General features: G+C 72.3%; 26 protein-coding genes. 11 read left to right on the top strand and 15 right to left on the bottom strand.

Annotation, left to right across the window (positions count from 1 at the left end; translation table 11 throughout):
- Positions 1-4 precede the first annotated feature (4 nt).
- The 3 genes from WBK31_RS25935 to era are packed head-to-tail and all read left to right on the top strand — an operon-like array spanning position 5 to position 1732.
- Positions 5-322, top strand: coding sequence for a cytidine deaminase (locus WBK31_RS25935; RefSeq protein ID WP_364057009.1), 318 nt, complete (start codon positions 5-7; stop codon positions 320-322).
- 7 nt (positions 323-329) lie between these two features.
- Positions 330-827: an NUDIX domain-containing protein gene (locus tag WBK31_RS25930; protein ID WP_406673319.1), complete on the top strand. Its 498-nt coding sequence runs from the start codon at positions 330-332 to the stop codon at positions 825-827.
- Positions 824-1732: a GTPase Era gene (era, locus tag WBK31_RS25925; RefSeq protein ID WP_364057003.1), complete on the top strand. Its 909-nt coding sequence runs from the start codon at positions 824-826 to the stop codon at positions 1730-1732. Before WBK31_RS25930 ends, era begins: the two co-directional genes overlap by 4 nt.
- A gap of 37 nt (positions 1733-1769) precedes the next feature.
- On the opposite strand, the gene WBK31_RS25920 is transcribed toward era, so the two are convergent.
- Genes WBK31_RS25920 through WBK31_RS25890 form a run of 7 tightly spaced genes read right to left on the bottom strand, consistent with a single transcriptional unit; the run spans position 1770 to position 7118 of the window.
- Positions 1770-2237: a hypothetical protein gene (locus WBK31_RS25920; protein ID WP_406673318.1), complete on the bottom strand. Its 468-nt coding sequence runs from the start codon at positions 2235-2237 to the stop codon at positions 1770-1772.
- A 4-nt stretch (positions 2238-2241) separates the two neighbouring features.
- Entirely contained in the window at positions 2242-3318 is a 1077-nt protein-coding gene (locus WBK31_RS25915; RefSeq protein WP_406673317.1) for an urease accessory protein UreD, read from the bottom strand.
- Complete coding sequence (gene ureG / locus WBK31_RS25910) at positions 3315-3989, bottom strand: urease accessory protein UreG (RefSeq protein ID WP_406673316.1); 675 nt, start codon at positions 3987-3989, stop codon at positions 3315-3317. The genes WBK31_RS25915 and ureG overlap by 4 nt, the downstream gene beginning before the upstream one ends.
- A 13-nt stretch (positions 3990-4002) precedes the next feature.
- Positions 4003-4806 carry an urease accessory UreF family protein gene (locus WBK31_RS25905; RefSeq protein WP_364056991.1) on the bottom strand — a complete coding sequence of 268 codons (804 nt, stop codon included), beginning with the start codon at positions 4804-4806 and terminating at the stop codon, positions 4003-4005.
- The gene (locus tag WBK31_RS25900; RefSeq protein ID WP_364056988.1) at positions 4806-6515 is read right to left on the bottom strand and encodes an urease subunit alpha; all 1710 of its coding nucleotides are present in this window, start codon (positions 6513-6515) and stop codon (positions 4806-4808) included. The genes WBK31_RS25905 and WBK31_RS25900 overlap by 1 nt, the downstream gene beginning before the upstream one ends.
- Positions 6508-6819: an urease subunit beta gene (locus WBK31_RS25895; RefSeq protein ID WP_364056985.1), complete on the bottom strand. Its 312-nt coding sequence runs from the start codon at positions 6817-6819 to the stop codon at positions 6508-6510. Before WBK31_RS25895 ends, WBK31_RS25900 begins: the two co-directional genes overlap by 8 nt.
- Positions 6816-7118, bottom strand: coding sequence for an urease subunit gamma (locus WBK31_RS25890; RefSeq protein WP_364056982.1), 303 nt, complete (start codon positions 7116-7118; stop codon positions 6816-6818). Before WBK31_RS25890 ends, WBK31_RS25895 begins: the two co-directional genes overlap by 4 nt.
- A gap of 338 nt (positions 7119-7456) precedes the next feature.
- On the opposite strand from WBK31_RS25890, the gene urtA reads away from it, so the two are divergent.
- From urtA to urtE, 5 genes are read left to right on the top strand one after another with little or no spacing between them, the layout of a single operon-like run.
- Entirely contained in the window at positions 7457-8536 is a 1080-nt protein-coding gene (gene urtA, locus WBK31_RS25885; protein ID WP_406673315.1) for an urea ABC transporter substrate-binding protein, read from the top strand.
- The gene (gene urtB / locus WBK31_RS25880) at positions 8536-9384 is read left to right on the top strand and encodes an urea ABC transporter permease subunit UrtB (RefSeq protein WP_364056978.1); all 849 of its coding nucleotides are present in this window, start codon (positions 8536-8538) and stop codon (positions 9382-9384) included. The genes urtA and urtB overlap by 1 nt, the downstream gene beginning before the upstream one ends.
- Positions 9381-10403, top strand: a complete 1023-nt coding sequence (gene urtC, locus WBK31_RS25875; RefSeq protein ID WP_364056975.1) for an urea ABC transporter permease subunit UrtC — start codon at positions 9381-9383, stop codon at positions 10401-10403. The genes urtB and urtC overlap by 4 nt, the downstream gene beginning before the upstream one ends.
- Entirely contained in the window at positions 10387-11136 is a 750-nt protein-coding gene (gene urtD, locus WBK31_RS25870) for an urea ABC transporter ATP-binding protein UrtD (protein WP_406673314.1), read from the top strand. Before urtC ends, urtD begins: the two co-directional genes overlap by 17 nt.
- Positions 11114-11803, top strand: coding sequence for an urea ABC transporter ATP-binding subunit UrtE (gene urtE, locus WBK31_RS25865; RefSeq protein ID WP_364056969.1), 690 nt, complete (start codon positions 11114-11116; stop codon positions 11801-11803). Before urtD ends, urtE begins: the two co-directional genes overlap by 23 nt.
- A 62-nt stretch (positions 11804-11865) precedes the next feature.
- Here the strand turns inward: urtE and WBK31_RS25860 are convergent, their stop codons facing one another.
- Together WBK31_RS25860 and WBK31_RS25855 are read right to left on the bottom strand one after the other, a co-directional pair.
- A complete protein-coding gene (locus WBK31_RS25860) occupies positions 11866-14469 on the bottom strand; it encodes a BTAD domain-containing putative transcriptional regulator (RefSeq protein ID WP_364056966.1) in 2604 nt (867 codons plus the stop codon).
- Between the two features lie 20 nt (positions 14470-14489).
- Positions 14490-15236, bottom strand: a complete 747-nt coding sequence (locus WBK31_RS25855; protein WP_406673313.1) for a Mut7-C RNAse domain-containing protein — start codon at positions 15234-15236, stop codon at positions 14490-14492.
- Between WBK31_RS25855 and WBK31_RS25850 the strand changes: the two genes are divergently transcribed.
- Positions 15235-16152, top strand: a complete 918-nt coding sequence (locus WBK31_RS25850) for a TAXI family TRAP transporter solute-binding subunit (protein WP_364056960.1) — start codon at positions 15235-15237, stop codon at positions 16150-16152. The two genes, WBK31_RS25855 and WBK31_RS25850, sit on opposite strands and share 2 nt — an antisense overlap.
- Before the next feature lie 15 nt (positions 16153-16167).
- On the opposite strand, the gene WBK31_RS25845 is transcribed toward WBK31_RS25850, so the two are convergent.
- The 6 genes from WBK31_RS25845 to WBK31_RS25820 all read right to left on the bottom strand — a co-directional run bounded on the left by WBK31_RS25845 (position 16168) and on the right by WBK31_RS25820 (position 23305).
- Positions 16168-17493, bottom strand: coding sequence for a HAMP domain-containing sensor histidine kinase (locus WBK31_RS25845; RefSeq protein ID WP_364056957.1), 1326 nt, complete (start codon positions 17491-17493; stop codon positions 16168-16170).
- A complete protein-coding gene (locus tag WBK31_RS25840) occupies positions 17490-18155 on the bottom strand; it encodes a response regulator transcription factor (protein ID WP_378787124.1) in 666 nt (221 codons plus the stop codon). Before WBK31_RS25840 ends, WBK31_RS25845 begins: the two co-directional genes overlap by 4 nt.
- Before the next feature lie 9 nt (positions 18156-18164).
- Complete coding sequence (locus WBK31_RS25835; RefSeq protein ID WP_378787125.1) at positions 18165-19475, bottom strand: MFS transporter; 1311 nt, start codon at positions 19473-19475, stop codon at positions 18165-18167.
- A gap of 159 nt (positions 19476-19634) precedes the next feature.
- Positions 19635-21968 carry a glycoside hydrolase family 6 protein gene (locus tag WBK31_RS25830; protein WP_378787126.1) on the bottom strand — a complete coding sequence of 778 codons (2334 nt, stop codon included), beginning with the start codon at positions 21966-21968 and terminating at the stop codon, positions 19635-19637.
- Positions 21969-22032: 64 nt separating this feature from the next.
- Positions 22033-23016 (bottom strand): GNAT family N-acetyltransferase, encoded by a 984-nt coding sequence (locus WBK31_RS25825; protein WP_406673312.1) that lies wholly within the window; start codon positions 23014-23016, stop codon positions 22033-22035.
- 43 nt (positions 23017-23059) lie between these two features.
- The gene (locus WBK31_RS25820) at positions 23060-23305 is read right to left on the bottom strand and encodes a DUF2630 family protein (protein WP_364056945.1); all 246 of its coding nucleotides are present in this window, start codon (positions 23303-23305) and stop codon (positions 23060-23062) included.
- A 38-nt stretch (positions 23306-23343) separates the two neighbouring features.
- Between WBK31_RS25820 and ddaH the strand changes: the two genes are divergently transcribed.
- Positions 23344-24090 (top strand): dimethylargininase, encoded by a 747-nt coding sequence (gene ddaH / locus WBK31_RS25815; RefSeq protein WP_364056942.1) that lies wholly within the window; start codon positions 23344-23346, stop codon positions 24088-24090.
- A gap of 183 nt (positions 24091-24273) precedes the next feature.
- Positions 24274-25980, top strand: a complete 1707-nt coding sequence (gene leuA, locus WBK31_RS25810) for a 2-isopropylmalate synthase (protein ID WP_378787130.1) — start codon at positions 24274-24276, stop codon at positions 25978-25980.
- Positions 25981-26075: the final 95 nt, after the last annotated feature.

Genomic DNA, 26075 nt, shown 5'->3' with positions numbered 1-26075 from the left:
GCGCGTGACACTCGATCCCGAAGACAGCAAGATCATCACGTTGGCCCGTTCGGCCCGGGCGCGCAACGGTTCCGCCGAGGGCGCGGCCGTGCGCGACGAGACGGGCCGCACCTACGCGGCGACGAACGTGGCCCTGTCGGCGCTGACGCTCTCGGCCGTGCAGGTCGCGGTGGCCATGGCGGTCTCCAGCGGCGCGCGTTCCCTGGAGGCGGTCGCGCTGGTCAGCGAGGGCGACCCGAGCCCCGCCGACGAGGCGGTGGCGGCCGAGCTGGGTGCGGGCAAGCTGCTCGTGGCCGGTCCCGACGGCACCCTGCGAGGCTGACATGCCGATGTCGCCCTTTCTGGCGAGGCTGCGGGAGAAGGTCGGCTCAGACCTGATCATGCTGCCCTCGGTCTCCGCGTTCGTGTTCGACGACGACGGCCGCCTGCTGCTGGCCAACCACGGCGACGTCCGGCGGTGGGCGGCCCCGGGCGGCGGCGTCGATCCCGACGAGCGGCCCGAGGACGCCGTCGTGCGGGAGCTGCGCGAGGAGCTGGGCGTCGAGATCGAGGTGCGGGGCCTGATCGGCGTGTACGGCGGCCCCGAGTTCCGCACGGTCTATCCCAACGGCCACGAGGTCGGCTACGTCATCGCCGCCTACGGCTGCCGGCTCGCCCCGGATCCCCCGAGCCGCGCCCCGACGGCGTGGAGATCCACGACTACCGCTGGGTCGCCGAAGAGGAGCTCCCCGGCCTCGAAACCACCCCGTGGACGCCGGGCGTCGCGCCCCAGGCGTACGCCTGGTGGCGTGAACACGCCCGCTGATAGGCCACAATGCACTATGTGACTTCGCCAGACAACCATCGCGCCGGATTCGCCTGCTTCGTGGGGAGGCCGAACGTCGGCAAGTCCACGCTGATGAACGCCCTGGTCGGCCAGAAAGTGGCGATCACCTCGTCCAAGCCGCAGACGACCAGGCGCGTCATCAGGGGCATCGTCCACCGGCCCGACGCGCAGCTCATCATCGTCGACACCCCCGGCCTGCACCGTCCCCGCACGCTGCTGGGCGAGCGGCTCGACAGCCTCGTGCTGTCCACGCTCACCGAGGTCGACGTCATCGGGTTCTGCGTGCCGGCCAACGAGCCCATCGGCAAGGGTGACCGGTTCATCGCCGAGAAGCTCTCGGCCGTGAAGAAGACCCCGGTCGTCGCGGTGGTCACCAAGTGCGACCTGGCGAGCAAGGAGAAGATCGCCGAGCAGCTGCTCGCGGTGTCGCAGGTGGCCGACTTCGCCGACATCGTGCCCGTGTCGGCCGAGGCCGGCGAGCAGCTCGACGTGCTCGGCGACGTGCTGATCAAGCACCTGCCGGAGTCGCCGCCGCTCTACGAGGGCGGGCAGCTCACCGACGAGCCCGAGCAGGTGCTGGTCGGCGAGCTGATCAGGGAGGCGGCGCTGGAGGGCGTACGCGACGAGCTGCCCCACTCCATCGCCGTCGTCGTCGACGAGATGCTGCCCAGGCAGGGGCGCGACGACCTGCTCGACATCTACGCCCACATGTTCGTCGAGCGGCCGTCACAGAAGGCCATCGTCATCGGGCACAAGGGCGAGCGGCTGCGCGAGGTCGGCACCAAGGCCCGCAAGCAGATCGAGGCGCTGCTCGGCACCCGCGTCTACCTCGACCTGCGCATCAGCGTGGCCAAGGACTGGCAGCGCGACCCCAAGCAACTGCGGCGGCTCGGCTTCTACGACTGATCCCCCGCGCCTGCCGGGCTGGAGGGCCGCGGGGCGGTCAGCGGCGTACCAGGGCCACGACCGACAGGAGCACGGTCGCGACCGCGCAGGCCAGCGCGGCGAACCAGCCCGGCCTGATCACCGGCTCGATCGACAGCAGGTCGCCGAGGTGGATGGAGACGCGGTTGCGCAGGCCGTCGCTGCCCGCCACGTACGACACCAGCACGAACACCGCCACCACGCCCGGCGCGATCGCCAGGGCGGCGAGGCGGGGATGGGCGATCAGGCCGGCCACGCCGCAGCCCAGCGCGGCCAGGCCCGCCAGCAGGGTGTAGACGCCGAGCGGGTCGTCGATGCCGCGCACGTCGCTGGCCACGCCGGCGCCGATCAGGCTGCTCGTCGCCTGGATGCCCGCCCACGGCAGGATCGCGCAGATCGTGAGCAGCACGCCGGCCGCCAGCACCGCGATCGCGGGGCCACGGCCCAGGCGGGTACGGGTGGACGCGGGCTTGAGGTCGTCGGCCACACGATCAGCCTATGCCGGGGGAGGCCGCCTCACCACCGTACGCAACGGAGTCGTCACCAGTGGGCGGTGCCGGCATCGCCTGGCGCTCGCCCCACTCCAGGCGGGCGCGGAGCTGGACGGCGTCGTCGGCCAGGGCCGAGACCAGCGTGCCCGGCGCGGCCAGCGGCAGCACCGCGACCCCTTCGGCCACGGCGGGCGCGGGCGCCCGCTCGGTCAGGAACGTCGTGCCGACGCAGCGGGCACTCCCGTACACCGCCGGTGAACCGTCCAGGCCGGGGTCGCCGACCGTGAACTCCTGCCTGAGCAGCGGCACGCCGTCGCAGGTGGCGTCGAAGCGTGCATGGCAGCGGCCTGACGGCTCGCCGTGGCGGCCGAAGACGATCTCCTCCCGCCACAGCACCGTCGCGCCCGGCTCCAGCGTGAGGCGGACGCGCAGGCGGTGATCGCTGCGGGCGGCCAGCACGGTCGGCTCGGGGACGTACCTCAGCGTCGCCTCCGCGCCGACGTGCGCGGTGATCAGCATCATCGACGGGCCGTCGCCGGGCAGCACGAGCGTGGCCGCCACCGAACCCAGCTCCAGCGTCGTGCCGGGGGCCACCCGCAGGTCGAGCCGGAGCCGGTCGCCGCCCAGCGGGCCGGCCGCGGTGGAGATCAGGTGCACGGTGTGCGGGCCCGTCTGCCGCAGCGTCAACGGTGGTGCGGACGCCAGCCGTTCGATGACCGTACGCCCACCCGCCCCCGCCGCCGTCTCCACGGCCGCTTCCGCCCGCATCCCCCGCCCTGCCGGACCGGGGGAGTGCGCGGTGCGCCCGCCCGCGTCGGCCGTGGTCTCCGTGGCCGGTCCGGCGATGGTGGTGCGCCCGCCCGCGTCGGCCTTGGTCTCCGTGACTGATCCGGCAAGTGTGGTGCGCCCGCCCGTGCCTGTCGCGGTCTCCGTGGCCGGTCCGGCGACGGGTGCGGGCTCGGCTGAGGCGGGTGCCTCGGTGGGCGGGGTGGCCTCGTGCAGGACCGCGTGCGCTGCCGTGCCGAGCGGGGCGGGGGAGCGGGTGGCCTGCCCGACGGTGGTGGGAGGAGGGTTCACGAGACCGGGGTGGCGTGGGAGTGGGACCATGTGCGGACCTCGTCCCTGACCCAGGCGGCCACCGCGTCGGCGGTCGGGTCCTGGCGGATCGAGGTGAACAGCACGGGCCGCTCCCCGCGTACGGCCGCCGCGTCGCGGGCCATGACGCCCAGGTCGGCGCCCACCATGGGCGCGAGGTCCGTCTTGTTGATGACCAGCAGGTCGGCGGTGGTGACGCCGGGGCCGCCCTTGCGCGGCACCTTGTCGCCGCCCGATACGTCGAGCACGAAGATCTGCCGGTCGGCGAGCCCCCGGCTGAAGGTGGCGGTGAGGTTGTCGCCGCCGCTCTCCACGATGACGAGGTCGAGCGGCCCGAAGCGGTATTCGAGGGTCTCGACGGCGTCGAGGTTGGCGGCGATGTCGTCGCGGATCGCCGTGTGCGGGCAGCATCCGGTCTCGACGGCCAGGATGCGCTCGTCGTCCAGCACGCCCGCGCGGCGCAGGAAGTCGGCGTCCTCGGTGGTGTAGATGTCGTTGGTCACCACGCCCAGCGACAGGGACGGGCCGAGCGCCCGGCACAGGGCGGCGACCAGGGCCGTCTTGCCGCTGCCCACCGGGCCGCCCACGCCGAGGCGCAGCGCGCGGCCGCGGCCGTCGGGCGTGTGGTGGTGGTCGTCGTGGTTGGCTCCCATGTGGGGTCCTTTCCTAGGAGACGAAGAGCCTGACCTCGGCCTGGGCATGCTGTTCGGCGATGAGGTCGAGGGCGGGTGCGGAGGGTGCGGGCAACGACTCCCACCCGCCGGCGAGGTCATCGAGCCAGGGGTCAGAGCCGGGGGCAGGGTCGGGGCCGGTGTCAGGGGCAGTGTCAGGAGCAGTGTCGGAGGCGGCGTCGGAGGCGGCGTCGGGGGCGGCGTCGAAGCCGGGGGCGGAGTCAGGAAAGCGGCAGGCGCGGGAGGCGACGGCGGCCAGGTCGGGAGTGAGGCCGGCGAGCAGGGCGTGCACGGCCACGGGATCGAGGCCGAGCAGGCGTACGGCGGCGGTGGCCGGCCCGGTGACCGCGTGGTAGGCGGCCGCCAGCGCCGCCTCCTCGGCGCTCGCCCCCGCGGCGAAGGCGGCCGCGCCGAGCGCGATCGGGTGGTGCGCGCTGGGCACGGCGCGGGCCAGCTCGTCCAGCGCCGGAGCGGGCCAGACCCGGCGCGCGACCCGCAGCAGCAGCCTGCCCTGGGTGCGGGAGGCGTCGCGCTGCGCGGGCGATGCGGTCCTGGCGTCCACCTCGGCGTCCAGCTCCGCCCACATGCGCGTGCCGGGTGCGGCGGCGTGGGTGCGGGCGGCGGCCGCCAGCGCGGCGGTGACCGCGCCGGCGGTGTGCAGGCGGCCGCGCAGGAACGCCGCCAGCGACGGCGCGTCGTGCACGGCACCCGAGACGACGGCGCGCTCGACGCCGCCCGAGTGCGCGTGGCCGCCGGCCGGGAGCCGGGAGTCGGTCAGGAGCAGCAGGGACGGGTTCATCAGAACAGGAAGTAGCGCTGAGCCATGGGCAGGGACGTGGCGGGGGCGGGCTCGATCAGCTCGCCGTCGATGCGGACGTCGAAGGTGTCGGGGGCGACGTCGATCCGGGGGAGCGCGTCGTTGAGCGGCATCGCCTCCTTGCCGCGCCGCCGCACGTCGGCGACCGGCGCGAGCCTGCGCCGGACGGCGAGCCGGTCGGCCAGGCCCGATTCGACGGCGAGCGGGGCGACGAAGTGCAGGGACGTGGCGGCGGCGGTGACGGGTGAGGCCCCGAACATGGGGCGGGGCAGCACCGGCTGGGGCGTGGGGATGGAGGCGTTGGCGTCGCCCATCTGCGCCCAGGCGACGACCCCGCCCTTGATCACCAGGTCGGGCTTGACCCCGAAGAACGCGGGGTCCCACAGGACGAGGTCGGCGAGCTTGCCCTGCTCGACCGAGCCGATCTCGCCGTCGAGCCCGTGGGCGACGGCGGGGCAGATCGTGTATTTGGCGATGTAGCGGCGGGCGCGCAGGTTGTCGGCGGGTCCGCCGCCGAGCTGACCGCGCCGGGCCTTCATGACGTGGGCGGTCTGCCACGTACGGATGATCGTCTCGCCGATGCGCCCCATGGCCTGCGAGTCGGAGCCGATCATGGAGATGGCCCCGAGGTCGTGCAGCACGTCCTCGGCCGCCATCGTGCTCGGCCTGATGCGCGACTCGGCGAAGGCGAGGTCCTCGGGGATGGCCGGGTTGAGATGGTGGCAGACCATCAGCATGTCGAGGTGCTCGTCGAGCGTGTTGACGGTGTGCGGTCTGGTCGGGTTGGTGGATGACGGCAGCACGTTGGCGTAGGAGGCGACGCGGATGATGTCGGGCGCGTGCCCGCCGCCCGCCCCTTCGGTGTGGTACGCGTGGATCGTCCGGTCGCCGATGGCCTTGAGCGTCGACTCGACGAAGCCGGCCTCGTTCAGCGTGTCGGTGTGGATGGTGACCTGCACGCCGGAGGCGTCGGCGACGCTCAGGCAGGCGTCGATGGCGGCCGGCGTGGTGCCCCAGTCCTCGTGCAGCTTGAAGCCGGAGGCTCCGGCCTCAAGCTGCTCGACCAGGCCCTCGCTGCTGACCGTGTTGCCCTTGCCGAGCAGGGCGAAGTTGAGCGGGTAGGCGTCGAGGGACTCCAGCATGCGGCCGAGGTACCAGGCGCCGGTGACGGTGGTGGCCTTGGTGCCCTCGACGGGTCCGGTGCCGCCCCCGACGATCGTCGTGACACCGGACCCGATGGCCTCGTCGAGAAGCTGGGGGCAGATGAGGTGGACGTGGGAGTCGACGGCCCCGGCGGTGAGGATCTTGCCGTTGCCGGCCAGCACTTCGGTCGACGGGCCGATGACGATGCCGACGCCGTCCATCGTGTCGGGGTTGCCGGCCTTGCCGATGGCGGCGATGCGGCCGTCGCGTATGCCGACGTCGGCCTTGATCACGCCCCAGTGGTCGAGGATGACCGCGCCGGTGATGACCAGGTCGGCTGCGCCCTCCGCGCGGGTGGTCCTGGCCTGGCCCATGGACTCGCGGATCACCTTGCCGCCGCCGAAGACGGCCTCGTCGCCGGCGCCCGCCGCGCCCATGGACAGGTCGTCGGTGACCTCGATGAACAGGTCGGTGTCGGCCAGCCGGACGCGGTCGCCGGTGGTGGGGCCGTAGAGTGCGGCGTAGCGCTCGCGGGAGATCTCAGTCATCGAGCGGCCCCGCCCATTCCGGCCGCAGCCCGGGGACGACGCGCCGCCCGGCCAGCGGCACCAGGGTGACGTCGCGCTCGACGCCGGGCTCGAACCTGACGGCGGTGCCCGCGGGCACGTCGAGCCGCATGCCCCTGGCCGCCCGCCGGTCGAAGTCCAGCCCCGGGTTGGCGGCGGCGAAGTGGTAGTGGGAGCCCACCTGGATGGGCCGGTCGGCGGTGTTGACCACGCGGACCGTCACCCGTTCCCGACCCGGATTGAGCGGAACGGCGCCCTCGGGGTGGACGTACTCGCCGGGGATCACGGGATCGGCCTGTGGACGGTGACGAGCTTGGTGCCGTCGGGGAACGTGGCCTCGATCTGCACGCTCTCCAGCATCTCCGGCACGCCCTCCATGACGTCGGCCCGGCTGAGCACCGACCGTCCGGCCTCCATCAGCTCGGCGACGCTGCGCCCGTCCCGGGCGCCTTCCATGAGGAAAGAGGCGATGATGGCGGTAGCCTCGGGGTGGTTGAGCCGCAGGCCCCTGGCCCGCCGCTCGCGCGCCACCCCGGCGGCGACGTGGATGAGCAGCCGCTCCTGCTCGTGTGAGGTTAGCCGCATGGCCGGACCATAGGAACCGGCCGTTTCCGCCCTGTTGCCGGTCGATGTCGTGTCGGTTTCGCGCCCTGGCGATCGCCGACATGACGGGTTATGTGCGTTTGTGAACGTTCGGCAATCGCCAATTAACAATCGAGAACTCAAGGCGAAATGTCGCGGAGTCACCTTTCTCGCAGTACCGGTCGGCAGGAAGGAACGGCTGTGCGCATCCCCCGCCCGATTGCCCGTCTGCTCGTCTCCGCGCTCCTCGTATTACCCATCGCGGCCTGTGGATCGGACTCCAGCCGGCGGCCTCGTCCGACGAGATCAGGGTCGGTATCCTGCACTCGCTGAGCGGCACCATGGCGATCAGTGAGGTCACCGTACGCGATGCCGAGCTGCTCGCCATCGAGGAGATCAACAAGGCGGGCGGCGTGCTCGGCAAGAAGCTCGTCCCCATCGTGGAGGACGGCGCCTCCGACTGGCCCACCTTCGCCGAGAAGGCGACGAAGCTCATCAGGCAGGACAAGGTGGCGACCGTGTTCGGCGGGTGGACCTCGGCGAGCAGGAAGGCGATGCTGCCGGTCTTCGAGCGGTACAAGGCGCTGCTGTGGTATCCGGTGCAGTACGAGGGCCTGGAGAGCTCGCCGTACATCTTCTACACCGGCGCCACCACCAACCAGCAGATCATCCCCGGCCTCGACTACCTGAAGGAGCAGGGCAAGAAGAAGCTGTTCCTGGTGGGCAGCGACTACGTCTTCCCGCGCACCGCCAACAAGATCATCAAGGCGTACGCGGCCGCGAACGGCATGGAGATCCTCGGCGAGGAGTACACCCCGCTCGGCCACACCGAATACTCCACCCTCGTCAACAAGGTCGTGCAGGCCGAGCCCGACGCGGTGTTCAACACCCTCAACGGCGACAGCAACGTGGCCTTCTTCAAGCAGCTCAAGAGCGCGGGCGTCACCGCCGACACCATGCCGGTGCTGTCGGTGAGCGTCGCCGAGGAGGAGGTCACCGGCATCGGCGTGGACAACATCGCCGGCCATCCCGTCGCCTGGAACTACTACCAGACCACCGACACCCCCGAGAACGAGGCGTTCGTCAAGGCGTACAAGGCCAAGTACGGGCAGAACAAGGTCACCTCCGACCCGATGGAGGCCGGATACAACGCCGTCTACCTGTGGGCCGAGGCCGTCAAGAAGGCCGGTACGACCGAGGTGGAGGCGGTCAGGAAGGCCGCGCCCGGCATCTCGCTCGATCGCCCGGAAGGCAAGGTCACCATCGACGGCGAGAACCAGCACATGTACAAGACCGCCCGCATCGGCATCATCCAGCCGGACGGCCTGATCAAGCAGGTGTGGGACTCGGGCGAGCCGATCAAGCCGGATCCGTACCTCAAGGGCTACCCGTGGGCGGGCGGCCTGTCGGCGGGCCAGTGATGTCGGCGTTCGTCAACCAGCTCCCGATCGGGCTGTCGATCGGGGCGGTGCTGCTGCTCATCGCGCTCGGCCTGACGTTCACGTTCGGGCAGATGGGCGTGATCAACATGGCGCACGGCGAGTTCATCATGGCCGGTGCCTACACCGCGTTCCTCATCGGGGACCTGCTGCTCGCGCTGCCGGTCGCGTTCCTCGTGGCCGGGGTGATGGGGCTGATCCTGGAGCGGGCCGCGATCCGCCACTTCTACGGCAGGCCGCTGGACACGCTGCTGCTCACCTGGGGCGTCAGCCTGGTGCTGCAGCAGCTCGCCCGCGACCTGTTCGGCGCGCCCAACGTGCAGGTGCCCGCGCCGTCCTGGCTGTCGGGCGGCGTCGGCATCCTGCCCTACAACCGGCTGTTCATCATGGCGCTGGCGGTGGCCGGCGTGGTCGCGGTCTGGGTCTACCTGACGCGCACCGGGCTGGGCAGGCGGACGCAGGCCGTGGTGCAGAACCGGCAGCTCGCCGCCACCAGCGGCATCGACACCGGCCGGGTGGACATGCTGACGTTCTTCATCGGCTCGGGCCTGGCCGGGATCGCCGGGGTCGCGCTCACGCTGATCGGGCCGGTCGGGCCGGCGCTCGGCACGTACTACATCGTCGACGCCTTCCTCGTCGTCGTGGCCGGCGGGCTCGGTCAGCTCAGGGGCGCCGTGCTCGCCGCCGCCGGGCTGGGGCTGCTCAACTCCTACGCCGAGTTCTGGTCGGACGCCTCGCTGGCCAAGGTCATCGTGTTCGCCGTCGTCATCGCGTTCCTCCAGATCAGGCCGCAAGGGCTGTTCGTGCTCAGGTCGAGGGTGCTGACGTGATCAAGCGCAACCTTCCGTTCGCCGCCATCGCGGTCATCGCGCTCGTCGCCGCGCCGCTGCTGCTGGAGCCGTTCCGGCTCGGGCTGCTCGCCAAATACCTGTGCTACGCGATCGTCGCGCTCGGCATCGGGCTGGCCTGGGGACAGGGCGGCATGCTCACCCTCGGGCAGGGCGTCTTCTTCGGGCTCGGCGGCTACTCCATGGCGATGTACCTCAAGCTCACCGAGGCGGGGCCGGGCGGGCTGCCCGACTTCATGGTGTGGAGCGGGGTGGAGGAGCTGCCCGCGCTGTGGGCGCCGTTCGCCGACCCGGTCTTCGCGCTCAGCATGGCGATACTCGCGCCGGTCGCGCTCGCGGTGCTGCTCGGCACGCTGGTCTTCCGTCAGCGCGTACGCGGCGCGTACTTCGCGATCCTCACCCAGGCGCTGGCCGCCGCCATGGTCATCCTGCTGGTCGGGCAGCAGGGCCTGACCGGCGGCACCAACGGCATGACGAACTTCTTCGAGCTGTTCGGCCAGGACCTCGCCGACGACTCCACCCAGCGCGGACTCTACCTGGTCGTCGCGGGCGTGCTCGGCGTGCTCTACCTGGCCACCAGGCAGCTCGTCAACAGCCGGTACGGCCGGCTGCTCGTCGCCGTACGCGACGGCGAGGACAGGGTCCGCTTCCTCGGCTACGACCCGGCCCTGGTCAAGACCGTCACCTTCGCCATCTCGGCGGGCATGGCGGGGCTGGCGGGCGCGCTGTTCGTCCCCGTCGTCGGCATCATCTCGCCCGCCCTGCTCGGCGTCGTGCCCTCGCTGGAGCTGGTCGTCGCGGTGGCCGTCGGCGGCCGGCACGCGCTCGCCGGGGCCGTGCTCGGCGCGGTCGTCATGGGCTACGCCAAGACCGCCTTCAGCGAGCAGTTCGCCGACGGCTGGCTCTACCTGCAAGGAGCGCTGTTCATCCTGGTCATGACGCTGGCCCCGAGAGGCATCGTGGGCCTGGCAGGGAGGCTGCGACGTGCTCGAACTACGTGACGTCCAGGTCGTGTTCGACGGTTTCCGCGCGCTCGACGGCGTGAACCTCACCGTGCCCGAGGGCGAGCTGCGCTTCCTCATCGGGCCGAACGGGGCGGGCAAGACCACGCTCATCGACGTGATCACGGGGCTGACCAAGCCCGCGGCCGGCACCGTACGCTTCGACGGCCACGACCTCGTCGGCAAGAAGGAGCACCAGATCGTCCGCATGGGCGTCGGCCGCACCTTCCAGACGTCGGTGGTGTTCGAGGCGCTCACCGTGCTGGAGAACCTCGACCTCGCCGCCACCTTCCGCAAGCCGCTGTGGTCGCTGGCGAGAAAGCGCTCGGGCGTCTCGGAGGCCGTCGAGGAGGCGCTGGCCAGGACGGGTCTCGAAGAGCTCGCCGGACGTTCAGCGGGCGTTCTCTCGCACGGCCAGCGCCAGTGGCTGGAGATCGGCATGCTGCTGGCGCAGCGGCCCCGGCTGCTGCTCCTGGACGAGCCGGTCGCCGGCATGTCCAAGGACGAACGCGAACGCACCGGCGAGCTGCTCACGCAGATCGCCGACGACCACACGGTGATCGTGGTCGAGCACGACATGGAGTTCCTGCGGCGGCACGCCTCGACGGTGACCGTCCTGCACGAGGGCAAGGTCCTGGTGGAGGGATCGGTCGAGCAGGTCAGCGGCGACCCCCGCGTGCAGGAGGTCTACCTGGGAAGGAGGACCAGCGATGCTGTCGGTAACCGGCCTTGAGTCGGGCTACGGGCGGGCACGCGTGCTGTTCGGGGTCTCGGTCGAGGTCGGTCCCGGCGAGCTCGTGTGCGTCATGGGACGCAACGGCGTGGGCAAGACCACGCTGCTCAACACCGTCATGGGGGTGCTGCCCGCGACCGCGGGCACGGTGACGTTCGACGGCCGCGACGTCACCAGGCTCAAGCCGCACGAGCGCGTACGCCTCGGCATGGGCTACGTCCCCCAGGGCCACCAGTGCTTCCCGCAACTGTCGGTGCTGGGGAACCTGCTGGTCACCGTCGAAGCCGCGAAGCAGCCGCGCTCGGCCGTGGACGAGGCGCTCGACCTCTTCCCCGCCCTGCGGCCGCTGCTCAAGCGCAGCGCCGGGCACCTGTCCGGCGGCCAGCAGCAGCAGCTCGCCATGGCCCGCGCGCTGGTGACCAGGCCGCGCATGCTCATCCTCGACGAGCCGACCGAGGGCATCCAGCCGTCGATCATCCTGGAGATCGAGGCGGCCATCGAGCGGCTGCACGCCTCAGGGCTGGCCGTGCTGCTGGTCGAGCAGTACCTGGACATCGCGCTGCGGCTGGCCGACCGGTTCGTGATCCTCGACGGAGGGCACGTCGTGCGCACCGGGACGGCCGAGGAGCTGCACAGGGAGGACGTGCAGCGGCTGCTCGCCGTCTGAGCCGCAGTCAGCCGGAAGGGGGACGCGGCGGCTGCTCGCGATGTGAGCCCTGCCGACTGCGTTCAGCGGCGTGCGGTCCCGGCCAGCAGGGCGCGGGCGTTGGCGGCGCCCCGCTGGTCGCCGGTCTCCTCGAACACCTCCAGCGCCGCACCGGCCAGCTCGGCGGCCAGCTCGGCCGCGCCCTCCGCCCGGTTCACCCGGGCCAGCGCCAGCAGGGCGTGGGCGTCGAGCAGCCGGTCGCCGAGGCGTACGGCGATGCCCCTGGCCTGCTCGGCGGCGGCCCGCGCGGCGGGTTTGGCGGCCTGCGCGAGGCGCACCGTGGACAGGTCGATCAGCGTGTCGGCCTGCCGGTGCCGGTCGCCCAGCCTGGCCAGCCCCTCGACGGCGGCGAGCAGATGCCCGGCGGCCTCGTCGAGGCGGCCCGCGCGGCGCAGCACCTCGCCGAGCACCCGGTCGGCGTCGGCCTCGTCCCGCAGGCCCGCGGCGGCCGCCCGGCACTGCCGCAGCGCCTGCTCGGCCGCCTCCAGCCGGCCCAGCTCCAGGTGGACGCGGCCCAGCCGGAGCCGCACCCGGTTCGCGTCGCGGGCCAGGCCGTGCCGCAGGCACGACTCGAGGGCCGGGCGCAGCGCCTCCTCCGCGCGGTCCCACCGCCGCTCGGCCAGGTGCAGATCGCCCAGGTCGAGCAGGACGAGCGCCGCCCCATGGTCATCGCCCGCCCGCCGCGCCGAGGCCAGCGCGGGCCCGGTCACCGCCCGCCAGTCGTCCAGGAACCGGTGCCGCTCCAGGAACGGCGCCAGCAGGTGGGCGAGCCGCCAGCACTCGTCGTCGAGGCCCGCCGCGTGCAGGTCGGCGACCAGGCTGACCAGGAAGCCGCGCTCGGCCGCCAGCCACTCCACCGACTCCCTGATGTCGCGCGTCGCCACCACCGTGCCGGGGTCGTCCGACACCAGCGAGAACCGCGACGCCTGCACCCGCGCGAGCACCACCGACGCCACCTTCGCCGGCACGCCGGGCACCGGATGCTCGCGGGCGAACAGCCGGGTCAGATCGTGCATCCGATAGCGGACCTGGCCCGCGACGTCCACCCCGCACGTCTCCAGCAGCCCCGCGTCCACCAGCGCCTCCGCCTGCCCGCCGAGCAGGTCGGTCACCCAGTCGGCGACGTCGGGCGCGGACAGCGCGCCGAGCCCGCGCAGCGTCAGCCTGGCCGGCTCGGGCAGGCCGTCGAAGCCGATCGCGAGCACGCTGCGCACGGCCTGGTCGCCCGCGTGCAGCCGGTCGAGCCGCTCCTGCTCGTCCTCCAGCAGCCGCACCAGGTAGCCGACCGTCCACTCGGGGCGGGCGGCCAGCCGCGAGGCGGCGATGCGCAGCGCCAGCGGCAGCCCGCCGCACAGCCGCGCCAGCCGCAGCCACGCCTCCCCGCCGTCATGCTCGCCGCCCCGGTCCGCGTCCCGGCCCGAGCCGGTGACCAGCAGCTCGAGCGCCTCCTTCTCGGCCAGCACGCCGACCGACAGCCGCCGCGCCTCGGTCAGGCCGCCGAGCGGGGAACGGCTGGTCACGACCGTCGGGCAGGCCGACAGCAGCGGCCGCACCTGCGCCTCGCCCGCCGCGTTGTCGAGCAGCACCAGCAGCGACCGGTTCGCCGCGTACGTGCGAAACAGCCGCACCCGCTGCTCCAGCGTGGCCGGGATGGCCTGCGCGGGGCAGCCCAGCCAGCGCAGGAAGTCTTCGAGCACGGCGGCCGGGGCCGTGGTCTCGCGCAGGTCGGCGTACAGGATGCCGTCGGGGAAGTCCGCGCGCCGCCGCCAGGCCGCGTGCACGGCCAGCGCCGACTTGCCCGCGCCCGCCTGCCCGTGCACCACCACCTGGCCGCCGATCACCCGGTCGAGCAGGTCGGCGCGCCCGACGAAGCCGCTCACGTCGGGCGGCAGCAGCACCGGCGGGCCGGCCGACACGTGCAAGGACGCGTCGTCGTGCAGCATCCGGTGGTAGAGGAGCTGCAGCTCGGGGTCGGGCTCGATGGCGTGGCCGCCGTCGAGCTGGTCGCGCAGCACCGCGTACGCCGCCAGCGCCTCCACCCGGCGCCCGCTGCGGTAGAGGGCCAGCATGTACTGGCCGCGGAAGCGCTGCCACGTCGGATGCCGCTTGACGAGCTGCTTCAGCTCGGCCAGCAGCTCGCGGTGACGCCCGGCGTCGAGGTCGGCCTGCACCCGGCGCTCCAGCGCGAGCAGCCGCAGCTCCTCCAGCTCCTCGCGCAGCCGCCGCGTCTCGGCCCACCGCGTGCCCTCGGGATCGACGTCCTCCAGCACCTCGCCGCGCCACAGCGCCAGCGCCTCCTCGTTGGCGCCCCGATCGACCAGCAGCCGGAACCTGTCCACGTCGAGCAGGCCGTCGCCCAGCGCGAGGGCGTACGAGCCGGACACGGTGGTGATCACGTCCTTGCCGAGCAGCCGGCGCAGCTCGCCGACGTAGCCCCGGACCAGGGAGTCGGAGCGGTCACCGCCCTCGCTCGCCCATAACAGCCTGCGCAGCCGCTCGACCGTCAGCGGACGGCCCGCGTGCAGCAGGAACAAGGCGAGCAGGTCGCGGTGCTTGGGCACCGTCGGGGTGCGGTCGCGGCCCTCGGCGTCGAGCACCGCGAGCGGCCCCATGATGCGGAACTGCATGCGCCCCTTCATGGCCGGCGTCACGCGACCCAGGCGGTGGCCATGCGGATGATCTCCTCCAGATGCCCGCTGTGCGCGCCGTGCCAGTAGACCTGGCCGCACGACTCGCAGCGGCCGTAGGCGTCGTAGGAGCGCCGGGTGCCCGCCTCCAGCTCCGGCTCCACCTCGTCCTTGGACACCGGCGCCAGCACGCCGTTGCAGGCGGTGCAGCGCGTCCACGGGCGCAGCGGCGGCGCGAAGCGCTGGAGCAGGTCACGGAGCTGGTCGGACGGGGCCGAGCCGCGGACGTACGCGCCCAGCCACAGCGCGCGGCGGCGCAGCAGGCCGCGGTCCTGGGTGAGCAGCACCCGCCGCTCCTCGTTGGCCTGCACCACCAGCTCGGGGTCGTCCATGTCGTTGTGGTACGCGGCGTCGATGCCGAGCAGCCGCAGCCGCCGCGCCAGCGTGCCCAGGTGCACATCGAGCAGGAACCGCGGCTCCTCGGGCAGCGGCTGCGGGCGCGGCACCGGGTGCACCTCCACGACGTCGCCGGGCGCGAGCAGGTGGGACGGCGGCACCTGCCGGCCGTCCGCGAGCATCGGCCCCACCTCGGTGAGCGGCACTCCCAGCGACTCGACGTGGTGTCCGAGCGTGGCGGTGCCGTCGGGGGTGACCTCCTGCCACTCCTGTCGGCGATTGGCGGGCAGGAACATCTGCAGCTCTGGGGTGATGCGCAGGCGTGCGGTCGTCACCCGTCCATTCTCCGCCACCGGATAGCGTGAAATCATGCCCGTTTCCCGGCGTTCTTTCCTCGGTCTCGCCCTGCTTTCCGCAGGAGTGGCCGCGGGCTGTTCCGGCGGCGGCCCGGGGCTTCCCGAGTTGCGGCTGGCCACGGGGCTCGCGGGCGGCCCCTACGGGGCGCTCGGCGACCGGCTCGCCGAGGAGCTACGGCGCGAAGGGCAGCCCGTGCGGGTGCTGCGCACGGCCGCCAGCGTGGAGAACCTCACGATGATGACCGACGGGCGGGCCGATGTGGGGTTCGCGCTGGCCGACAGCGCCGACGACGCCGTCCGCGTACGCCGCAGGCCCGTCTCCGCGCTGGCCAGGATGTACATGAACTACGTGCACCTCGTCGTCGCCAAGGACTCCGCGATCACCTCGCTCGGCGGGCTGGCCGGGCGGCCGGTGTCCATCGGGCTCTACGGGTCGGGCACGGCCGTCACCGCCGCCCGCGTGCTGTCCGTCGCCGGGCTGAAGCGCTCGCCCGAGGTCTCCCGGCTCGGCCTCGAACCGTCCATCGAGGCGCTGCGCGAGGGGCGCATCGAGGCGTTCTTCTGGTCGGGCGGGGTGCCCACGCCCGCCCTTGAGGCGCTGCCCGACATCCGGCTCGTGCCGCTCGAACCGCTGGTGCCGGAGCTGCGGCGGCGCTACGGGCCGGTGTACGAGCACGCGTCCGTCCCGGCCGGCGCGTACGGGGGCGTCAGGGCGGTGCCGACCGTGGGCACGCCCAGCTACCTGATGTGCCGGAACTCGCTGCCGGACGACACGGCGTACATGATCACTGAGACGCTGTTCGCGGCCCGCGACCGGCTCCAGGCGCCGTCCGCGCCCGGCGGGCGGCTGGACAAGCGCTACGCCATCGGCACCGGCGTCGTGAGCCTGCACCCGGGCGCGGCCCGCTACTACCGCTCCGTCTACGGCTAGAGCTTCTTTGCGGGGCTACGGCTCGGGGAGGCGGACTTCGACCACCAGGCCGTGCGGGTCGGCGGGCAGCAGGCGCAGCGTGGCACCGCACGCCCTGGCCAGCTCGGCCGCGATGGCCAGCCCCAGGCCGCTGCCCGGCACGTTCTCGTGCGAGCTGGAGCGCCAGAAGCGTCCCGGCGCCTCCTCCCGCTCCTCGTCGCTGAGCCCGGGGCCGTCGTCGGCGACCCGCAGCACCCTGTCGGACAGGGAGACGGTGACCGTGCCGCCCGCGGGCACGAACTTCTGGGCGTTGTCGAGCGCGATGTCGGCGATCCTGGCCGCCGCCTCCGGCACCACCGTCCCCTCGGGGATCTCGGTCCGCAGAGTCAGGTCCTTGGCCGCGTACACCTCGCGCCACGTCCCCATCCGCGGCGCCAGCTCGACCTCCTTGCCACCGGCCCCCGCGCCCGCCTCCACCTTGGCCAGCGCGAGCAGGTCCTCCACCAGCAGCGCCAGCCGGTCGAGCTCCGCCATCGCCTCCTCGTACTCGGCCGTGCCCTCGCGGCGCAGATGCGGCTCCAGGTTCTCCAGCCGCAGCCCGAGCACCGTGAGCGGGGTGCGCAGCTCGTGGGAGGCGTCGGCCACGAACGCCCGCTGCCGCTCCATCGCGGCGGAGACCGCGTCGGCCATCGCGTTGAACCGCTCCTCAAGCCGCCGCAGCTCGGAGGGGCCGCCGCCGGGATGGGCCCGCGCGTCCAGCCTCCCCTGGGCGATCGCCTGCGTGGTGCGGTCGAGCTCGGTGACCGGCCGCAGGATCCAGCGGGCCAGCCGTCTGGCCGCGAGCACCGCGTACGCCAGCGAGACCAGCGTGCCGAGCGCCAGCGCGCCCCACACCAGCGTCACGTCCCTGCGCGCCTGCTCCGCCGGCGCCTGAAGCAGCACCACGCCCGACAGCTGCGCGTCGCGGCCCGCCGGCTCGGCCAGCAGCACCGTGTCGGGGCTGAACGGGTTGATCGTCGGCAGCTCCTCCGTCGTGCGTCCCGACAGCGCGAGGCGCAGCGCGTCGCCGTCGTCGGCGGTGAAGTCGCCCGCGGTCAGCAGGATCGCACCGTCCCTGTCGCGGATGCGCACGGCCGCGCCGTAAAGGGAGGCGTAGCGGTCCACCTCCGAGATCAGGCCCGTGTAGTCGTCCTCACGGGCCGCCTGATCGGCCAGCTCCGCGAAGCGGGTGGCGTCGGCGCGGCGGTCCAGCAGCAGCCGGTTCGTACGGTGTGAGGCATAGGCCAGGCCGAGCGGCACCGCCAGCGCCGCCACCAGGAACACGATCAGCGTCGTGAACGTGCCGACCAGCCTGGCGTTCACGCCGTCGAGCCCAGCCGGTATCCCGTCCCGCGCAGCGTCTCCACCAGGCCGGGCCGGCCCGTCTTCGCGCGCAGGTTCGCCACGTGCACATCCAGCGAGCGCGACGCCGACAGCAGCGGGTCGCCCCAGATCTCGTCCAGGATCTCCTCCCGGCCGCGCACCACGCCCGGCTCGCGCGCCAGCATCGCCAGCAGGTCGAACTCGCGCCGCGTCAGCGTCACCGGCTCACCCGCCACCGTGACCTGCCTGGCCTCCAGGTCGATGCGCACGTCGCCGACCTGGACCACCTGGTCGCGCGGCGGGCGCGGGCGCGTGCCCCGCCGCACCACCGCCTCCATGCGGGCCATCAGCTCCGTCGTACGGAACGGCTTGACCAGGTAGTCGTCGGCCCCCGAGCGCAGGCCGCGCAGCACCTCGCGCTCCTCCGTACGGGCCGTCACCACGATCAGCGGCACCGCCGAGACCCGCCGCAGCCTGCGCAAAACGTCGAGCCCGTCCATGTCGGGCAGCCCCAGGTCGAGCAGCACGAAGTCGACGCCCCCCGCCAGGCGGAGGGCGTCGACGGCCAGCGCCGCCCGGATGACCTGATGGCCGTGCCGGGCGAGCGCCGTGGTGAGCGCGGAGGCGAGCCGATCGTCGTCCTCCACCAGGAGAACCCGCATGTCGCCAGGTTAGACGCGGGCGGGCACCGTTTCCGCCGCCGCCTCGGCCCTGGACAGCGCCACGTCCTTGGTCTCGCGCATGAACAGGTAGACCACGAGGGACACCGCCGCGCAGCCGGAGACGTACCAGTAGAAGCCGGACTCGATGCCGCTGTTCTTGAACCACAGCGCCACGTACTCGGCGGTGCCGCCGAACAGGGCGTTCGCGATGGCGTACGGCAGCGCCACGCCCAGCGCGCGCACGTGCGTCGGGAACAGCTCGGCCTTCACCACCGCGTTGATCGAGGTGTAGCCGGTGACGATGATCAGGCCGATCAGCGACAGCACGAGCGCGCCGCCGAACCCGCTCACCTGGCCGAGCGCCGTCATCAGCGGCACCGTCCCGATCATCGAGCCCAGGCCGAACGTGATCAGCAGCGGCCTGCGCCCGATCCGGTCCGACAGCGATCCGGCGACCGGCTGCAGGCACGCGAAGACGAGCAGCGCGCAGAAGCTCACCAGCGTCGCCGTCTCCTTCGGCAGGCCCGCCGTGTTCGACAGGTACTTGGTGAGGTACGTCGTGTACGTGTAGTACGCGACCGTGCCGCCCATCGTCAGCGCGATGACCAGCAGCGCCTCCTTCTTGTGCGTCAGGAGCTGGGCGATCGTGCCCCGGCGGGCGGGCGCCGCCTCGCGCTGCTCCTCGTCGTACGCCTCCGTCTCCAGCAGGTTACGCCGCAGGTAGAACACCACCGCGGCGGCCACCGCGCCCACCACGAACGGGATGCGCCAGCCGTAGGAGTCGAGCGCCTCCTTCGACATCGTGTTCTGCAGGATGATCTGCAGGCCGAGGCCGACGAGCTGGCCCGCGGTCATCGACACGTACTGGAAGCTCGACGCCATGCCGCGCCGGCCCTGCGGGGTGGCCTCGGTCAGGTACGTGGCGCTGGCGGCGTACTCGCCGCCCACCGACAGGCCCTGTAGCAGCCGCGCCACCACCAGCACCAGCGCGCCGAAGTAGCCGACCGCGTCGTACGTGGGCGCGACGGCGATCAGCAGCGCGCTCGCCGACATCAGCGTGACGGTGAGCGTGAGCGCCGCCTTGCGGCCCTTCCTGTCGGCGTAACGGCCCAGCAGCCAGCCGCCGAGCGGGCGCATGAAGAACCCGACGGCGAAGATGGCGGCCGTGTTGAGCAGCTTGGCGGTGTTGTCGCCCTCGGGGAAGAAGGAGGCGGCGAAGTAGACGGCGAAGCTGCTGTAGACGAACCAGTCGTACCACTCGACGAGATTGCCGACGGATCCGCCGACCACGGCCTTCCACGGCACGCGTGCCTTGCTCACGTAGATACCTCCTGGAGGGCTCTGGGGGGAGTAGGTGCTGGCCAGAGCCTCGCGTCAGAAGGTTGTTCGGACAAGACGCGGGGCGTCAGATCTAACGTGCGCTTAACGTGAGTTCTTACCTGGGCTTAACCCGGCCGCAACGCCGCCGTGGTGCCCGCGTCAGCGCAGCGGCGGGTTCGCGTTCTTCGCCATCTCCAGCCCCAGCACGTCCCACCACTGGCCGGCGGGCGGCGACACCACGCCGCGCTCGGGGTCCTTCTCGCCGTCCGTGCCGCGCCTGCACCGGCCGCCCGACACGCCCGGCCTGGCGATCCACAGGTAGGCGTCCACCAGCTCCTCGCCCGTCTCCGTGGTCGGGCGCGGGCCCACGCCCCTGCCCGGCGGGTTGCACCACGTCTGCGGGTCCTTGTAGTGCTTGTCCGGCACCCAGGCGCCCTGGCCGTTCCTGCTGGTGTCCACCACGAAGTGCGGCATGTCGGCCGGGTCCACGTCGACGTCCTTCGGGCAGCCGCCGCCGCCCTTCTTGACGCGCGCGGCGATGCAGGCCGACAGCTCCTTGCCGTACTCGACGCTCTTGTCCGTGGCGTGGAAGCCGGTGACGTTGAGGAAGAACCCGTCGGCCTTGTCGATGCCCGCCTCGATCAGCCGCTCGGCCATCACCTCCGCGCCCGGCCAGTAGACCTGGCTGCCGTCCAGGTAGACGGCCGTGCTCGGATTGGACTTGAGCGTGGTCACGGCGTCGCGCAGCGCGCGGTAACGCTCATCGGGGGAGCCGCCGGGGTCGCAGCCCTTGATGCCGGGGACGCGGGCCAGGCTGTCCGGCTCCAGGATCACCACGGCCTTGGCCGGGCCGATTGTCCGGGCGATGCCCTCGATCCACTGCTGGTAGCGCTCCATCTCGCCCGGGCCCGGCTTGCTGCAGTCGCCGCCCGGCAGGTTGCTCACCAGGAACACCGGGACCGCGCCCGCCTGCGCGGCCGCCGCGATGGACTCCTCCACCTTCGGCCTGACCTCCGGCTGGGCGAGCCGGATGGCGTGGGGGACCGCGGCCAGCAGCTCCATCAGCTTGGCGTCCTCAGGGCGGTCCTTGCGCCATGCCTCGGCCTGGTCGCGCGCGCCCGGCTCCTTCGGCGAGTAGAAGCCGACGGAGCCGGCGGCGCGTAACGGGTTGCCCGGTTCGGCGTTCGTGTTCGCCGGCGTGGTCGTGGCGCTGCTCGTGGCGCCGTTCGTGGCCGTGCCCGTGGCGCTGCTCGCGGCCGTGTTCTTCGTGGACGTCGCCGCGCCCGGCGTCGTGCCCGTGGCGGCCGTTCCGGTGGGTGTCTGGCTCGTGTCGCCGCTCAGTCCTCGCACCACGAGCGTCGTGGCGAGCGCGGCCACCGCCACGGCCACGGCGGAGCCCGCCGCCACCCACCTCCGCCGTCCCGTGGGTTCCGTGACCTCCCCGCTGCCTGTGGGGGCTCCCTCGTGGAGGGGAGGACGCGGCCGGCCGCCCATGCCGCCCGCCCCGCTCGGACCGGTCATCGGCGAAGCACCGCCCGCACTCTGAGGACCGGACGCTCCGCCGACGCCGGGCGGGATGGACGCGCCGCTCGGGCCGGTGGCGGGAGCGGTGTCAGGCGGGATGGAGCCGGTGCCGGGCGGGTTCGGCGGGCCGCTTGCGCCGGGGAGGCCGGGGATGCTGATCGCGCCGCCGGACGCGTCCGCGCTCAGGCGGTCCAAGAGGTCCTGGGCGGTGGGCCGGTGCGTCGGGTTCTTGGACATGGCGGCGGCCACCAGCTCGCGCAGCGGGCCGGAGAGCCCGGACAGCTCCGGCTGCTCGTTCACGACCCGCACGAGCACGTTCGGCACCGGGCCCGTGCCGAACGGCGGGACGCCGCTCGCGGCGAAGGCGACCGTGGACCCCCAGGAGAAGATGTCCGACGCGGGCCCGACGGTGACGCCCGACACCTGCTCGGGCGACATGTACGACGGCGTCCCCACGATGGCGCTGCTCACCTCGGCGTCCATGAGCTGCGCGATGCCGAAGTCGATCACCTTGGGGCCGACCTGCGACAGCAGCACGTTCGACGGCTTGAGATCGCGGTGCACGACCCCGGCCCCGTGGATGGCGCGCAGGGCCATCGCCATCGCGGCGGCGAGCCCGTCGAGCGCGGATCCCTTGAGCGGCCCCGACTCCTTCACGGCCGCGCCCAGGCTGGGGCCTTCGACGTATTCTGTGACGAGGTACGCCACCTCGCCGGTGACGTCGGCGTCGAGCACGGGCGCGGTGCAGAACCTGGCCACCCGCTGCGCGGCCGCCACCTCGCGGGCGAACCTGCGCCGGAAGTCGGGCTGCGCGTCCATCCTGGCGTGGATGACCTTGACCGCGACCCGGACGCCGTCGGGGCCCTGGCCGAGGTAGACGACCCCCATACCGCCCTCGCCGAGCCTGCCCACCAGGGTGTACGGCCCCACCTGCCGCGGATCTCCGCTTCGCAGCGACTCCAAGGTCATAATGCGTCAGACTAGCCCCGGCACGACGGCCGGGGCCATGCCCTTCGCGATCTTCGTGGTCGTCTCAGAGCGCCAGCCGCCACTCGTTCCACTGGTCGAACAGCGTGAACCCCATCGCCTCGTTGATGGCCAGCATGTGGGCGTTGGAGGTGGCGTTCCAGGTGATGACGCGGTCGATGTGCGGCTCCTGCTCGTGCAGCCAGAGCAGGTTGGCGATCTTCATCAGCAGCCCGAGGCGATGGCCGCGGTGCTCGCGCACCACGGTGGTGTCGGCCTGGTGGCCCCAGCCGCTGTCGCGGGCCTCGTCGAGCAGGATGCGAGTGTAGCCGGCGGGCGCGCCGTCGGAGGTGCGGCGGGCGACCGTGGTGTAGCAGGTGCGGCCGGTCAGCGCGAGAGCCTCCTCCCGCTCGCGCACGCGTTCGACGGTGTGGACCTCTTCTTCGATGTCCGGGTCGTGCGGCGCGTCGTTCATGCCGTTCATCACCAGCGCCAGATCCGGCAGCAGCTCCTGCCTGGCCGGGCCGATCCACTGCTCAAGGTGATAGCCGGGCGCCTCAGGGCGCATGCCGCGCAGCGCATCCCAGTCGGCGGTGCGCAGGTCGAGCGTGCTGCGGGCCTCCGTGAGCGTCACCGCCATCCCCTTCGAGGCGGCGAAGCGGGCGCCCACGCCGCCCGCGGGCGTCTCCGTCAGCAGCAGCGTCCTGCCCTCTGCGCGCAGCCGGTCCACCGCATGCTCGAAGAGCGCGGTGCCGATGCCGCGGCGCTGCAGCTCAGGGCGTACGGCGAACGCGAAGATCCACCCGGCGTGCTGGTTGTCCTCCTCGTACAGCTCCAGCGCGTAGCCCCCGGCCACCTTGCCGTCCTCTCGCACCACCACCGGCTCGGTGCGCGCTCCCGCACCGCCGCTCCTGATGAGGTGGGAGAAACGGGCGAAGGACGGCAGGGGGCCGCGGTCGTCGCCGCTCGCCGCGGTGGCCGCCGTGAACGCCTCGTGCAGGCCCTCGATGGAGTCGCCAGGCCGGCCGAGGTCGATCGGCTCTATATGCATGGCACCCATCAGAACGCACGGCGCGGCCCCGTGGCGAGCGAATTTACTGCCGGTAGTTCTCGACCTCGCTGGCCGGCCTGGCGGTCGCGCCGTCGGGGTCCTCGCCCACGCCGCGCCTGGCCCGGCGCTGCCTGAGCAGGTCCCAGCACTGGTCGAGAGCCGTCTCAAGCTCCTTGATGCGCGCCTGCTCCTCGTCGGTGGTCACCTGGCCCGACCTGAGCTTGTCGCGCAGCGCGTGCTCCTCGTCGACCAGGTCGCTGATCCTGCTGAGAATCTCGTCGTCCCGCATGCCCAAGACTCTAACCAGTGCGTGATACAACACGCCCTATGTCAGGCATTGCGCTGGTAAGGAAGCCCGGCCCCCGGATCGCCGAGGGCATCGTCACCCACCTCGAACGTGCGCCGGTCGATCCCGAGCGGGCCGCCGTCCAGCACGACGCCTACGTCGCCGCGCTGGCCGCCGCCGGATGGCGGCCGGTGTACGCGCCGCGCGCCGACGACCTGCCCGACGCGCCGTTCGTGGAGGACGCGCTGGTGGTGGCGGACCGGCTCGCGGTGCTGACCCGTCCCGGGGCCGAGCAGCGGCGGCCCGAGGTGGAGTCGGTGGCCGAGGTGGTGCGCGATCTCGGTCTGCGTTCCGTACGCATCGAGCCGCCCGCCACGCTCGACGGCGGCGACGTGCTCCAGGTCGGCTCCACCGTGTACGTCGGCAGGTCGGGGCGTACCGACGACGAGGGCATCGCGCAGCTCGCGGCCCTGCTGCCGGAGCGGAACGTCGTCCCCGTCGATCTCCGGGGCGTGCTGCACCTGAAGTCGGCCGTGACCGCGCTGCCCGACGGCACGCTCATCGGCGACCCGCATCACGTGGACCTGCCGGGGCTGCTGGTGCCGGAGGAGGAGGCGGGCGCGCATGTGGTGCCGCTGGGCGGGAACCGGGTGCTGCTGGCCGCCTCCGCGCCGAAGACCGGGACGCTGCTCGAGCGGCGGGGATATATCGTGACAAAGGTGGATATTTCGGAATTTGAGCGGTTGGAAGGCTGCGTGACCTGCCTCAGCGTGCTCATCGCCGACTGACGTTCTCACGATGTGAGAACCTGCGCGGCTCACGGTGAGACGTCTGGTAGCGTGCATGGCATGCTGCGTGGGCTGCTTCTTAGCTGCCGCGGCGGGGGCCTGTAAGGCCGGCTCCCTCGCCGCGGAGCCAGTCGTGCGCGTCGGCCGCTTCCCTTTCCGAGACCGACGAGGAGCCCCGACATCATGACCGCTCAGCAGCCCAGCCGTATGCCCATCCATCGGTACCAGCCGTTCGAGCCCATCCGGCTGCCCGACCGTACCTGGCCCGACAAGGTCATCACCAAGGCGCCCCGATGGTGCGCGGTCGACCTGCGCGACGGCAACCAGGCGCTCATCGACCCGATGGACTCCCACCGCAAGCTCCAGATGTTCGAGCTGCTGGTACGCATGGGCTACAAGGAGATCGAGGTCGGCTTCCCGGCCGCGTCGCAGACCGACTTCGACTTCATCCGCAAGATCATCGAAGAGGACCGCATCCCCGACGACGTGGTCATCCAGGTGCTGACGCAGGCCAGGCCCGAGCTGATCGAGCGCACCTTCGAGTCGCTCGAGGGCGCCAAGCGGGCCATCGTCCACCTGTACAACTCGACCTCCACCCTCCAGCGCCGCGTCGTCTTCGGCCTCGACAAAGAGGGCATCACCGCCATCGCCGTCGAGGGCGCCAAGCTGGTGAAGAAGCTCGCCGACGCCAGCGACGTCGACATCCGCTTCCAGTACTCGCCCGAGTCGTTCACCGGCACCGAGCTCGAATACGCCGTCGAGGTGTGCGACGCCGTCAACGAGGTGTGGCAGCCCACTCCCGACCGCAAGGTCATCATCAACCTGCCCGCCACCGTCGAGATGGCCACCCCCAACGTCTACGCCGACCAGATCGAGTGGATGCACCGGCACCTCAAGTACCGCGACTCGATCGTGCTGTCGCTGCACCCGCACAACGACCGCGGCACCGCCGTCGCCGCCGCCGAGCTGGGCTACATGGCGGGCGCCGACCGCATCGAGGGCTGCCTGTTCGGCAACGGCGAGCGCACCGGCAACGTCTGCCTGGTCACCCTCGGCATGAACCTGTTCTCCCAGGGCATCGACCCCGAGATCGACTTCAGCGACATCGACGAGATCCGCCGCGTCACCGAATACTGCAACCAGCTGCCCGTGCACCCGCGCCACCCGTGGGGCGGCGAGCTCGTCTACACCGCCTTCTCCGGCTCCCACCAGGACGCCATCAAGAAGGGCTTCGAACACCTCGAACGCGACGCCGCCGCGGCGGGCGTGCCCGTCGACGAGTTCCGCTGGGCGGTGCCGTACCTGCCGATCGACCCCAAGGACATCGGCCGCACGTACGAGGCGGTCATCCGGGTCAACAGCCAGTCCGGCAAGGGCGGGGTCGCGTACATCATGAAGACCGACCACCAGCTCGACCTGCCGCGACGGCTGCAGATCGAGTTCTCCAAGGTCGTGCAGGCGCGCACCGACAGCGAGGGCGGCGAGATCAGCCCGGCCGAGATGTTCGAGATCTTCCGGGACGAATACCTGCCCAACCCGGCCAACCGCTGGGGCAGGCTTTCGCTCATGGCCCACCGCCACGAATCTGCGGTGGAGGACAAGGACCGCATCAGCGCCGACGTGCGCCTCGACGGCGAGATCCGCGAGATCGACGGCACCGGCAACGGCCCCATCTCCGCCTTCATCGACGCCCTCGCCGGCGTCGGCATTCAGGTCCGCGTCCTCGACTACGTCGAGCACGCGATGACCGCAGGCAGCGACGCCAAGGCGGCCTCCTACCTGGAGTGCGAGGTGAACGGTCAGGTTCTGTGGGGCGTCGGCATCGACCACAACGTCACCACCGCCTCACTCAAGGCCATCATCTCCGCCGTCAACCGCGCCTACCGCTGACCACGGGTTTCGCCTAGCGCCCGAGCCCTCCGTTTGTGAGGGCTCGGGCGCGCCGCGTTTTCCGACCGCACGAGGACGGGGCGGGGGAGCGGCTG

Origin of the sequence: Nonomuraea sp. N2-4H (assembly GCF_045291505.1) — a bacterium.
Taxonomy (GTDB): Bacteria; Actinomycetota; Actinomycetes; order Streptosporangiales; family Streptosporangiaceae; genus Nonomuraea; species Nonomuraea fastidiosa.
Note: the sequence above shows the minus strand (reverse complement) of the source record. Positions and strands in the feature narration are given on the sequence as shown.

What these genes read in the sequence shown, in the direction of transcription:
- WBK31_RS25930 (WP_406673319.1), top strand. Translation starts at nt 330, where the DNA reads ATGTCGCCCTTTCTGGCGAGGCTGCGGGAGAAGGTCGGCTCAGACCTG.
- ureG (WP_406673316.1), bottom strand. Translation starts at nt 3,989, where the DNA reads ATGGGAGCCAACCACGACGACCACCACCACACGCCCGACGGCCGCGGC.
- WBK31_RS25905 (WP_364056991.1), bottom strand. Translation starts at nt 4,806, where the DNA reads ATGAACCCGTCCCTGCTGCTCCTGACCGACTCCCGGCTCCCGGCCGGC.
- WBK31_RS25900 (WP_364056988.1), bottom strand. Translation starts at nt 6,515, where the DNA reads ATGACTGAGATCTCCCGCGAGCGCTACGCCGCACTCTACGGCCCCACC.
- WBK31_RS25890 (WP_364056982.1), bottom strand. Translation starts at nt 7,118, where the DNA reads ATGCGGCTAACCTCACACGAGCAGGAGCGGCTGCTCATCCACGTCGCC.
- urtA (WP_406673315.1), top strand. Translation starts at nt 7,457, where the DNA reads ATGGCGATCAGTGAGGTCACCGTACGCGATGCCGAGCTGCTCGCCATC.
- urtB (WP_364056978.1), top strand. Translation starts at nt 8,536, where the DNA reads ATGTCGGCGTTCGTCAACCAGCTCCCGATCGGGCTGTCGATCGGGGCG.
- urtE (WP_364056969.1), top strand. Translation starts at nt 11,114, where the DNA reads ATGCTGTCGGTAACCGGCCTTGAGTCGGGCTACGGGCGGGCACGCGTG.
- WBK31_RS25860 (WP_364056966.1), bottom strand. Translation starts at nt 14,469, where the DNA reads ATGCAGTTCCGCATCATGGGGCCGCTCGCGGTGCTCGACGCCGAGGGC.
- WBK31_RS25850 (WP_364056960.1), top strand. Translation starts at nt 15,235, where the DNA reads ATGCCCGTTTCCCGGCGTTCTTTCCTCGGTCTCGCCCTGCTTTCCGCA.
- WBK31_RS25855 (WP_406673313.1), bottom strand. Translation starts at nt 15,236, where the DNA reads ATGATTTCACGCTATCCGGTGGCGGAGAATGGACGGGTGACGACCGCA.
- WBK31_RS25840 (WP_378787124.1), bottom strand. Translation starts at nt 18,155, where the DNA reads ATGCGGGTTCTCCTGGTGGAGGACGACGATCGGCTCGCCTCCGCGCTC.
- WBK31_RS25830 (WP_378787126.1), bottom strand. Translation starts at nt 21,968, where the DNA reads ATGACCTTGGAGTCGCTGCGAAGCGGAGATCCGCGGCAGGTGGGGCCG.
- WBK31_RS25825 (WP_406673312.1), bottom strand. Translation starts at nt 23,016, where the DNA reads ATGCATATAGAGCCGATCGACCTCGGCCGGCCTGGCGACTCCATCGAG.
- WBK31_RS25820 (WP_364056945.1), bottom strand. Translation starts at nt 23,305, where the DNA reads ATGCGGGACGACGAGATTCTCAGCAGGATCAGCGACCTGGTCGACGAG.
- ddaH (WP_364056942.1), top strand. Translation starts at nt 23,344, where the DNA reads ATGTCAGGCATTGCGCTGGTAAGGAAGCCCGGCCCCCGGATCGCCGAG.
- leuA (WP_378787130.1), top strand. Translation starts at nt 24,274, where the DNA reads ATGACCGCTCAGCAGCCCAGCCGTATGCCCATCCATCGGTACCAGCCG.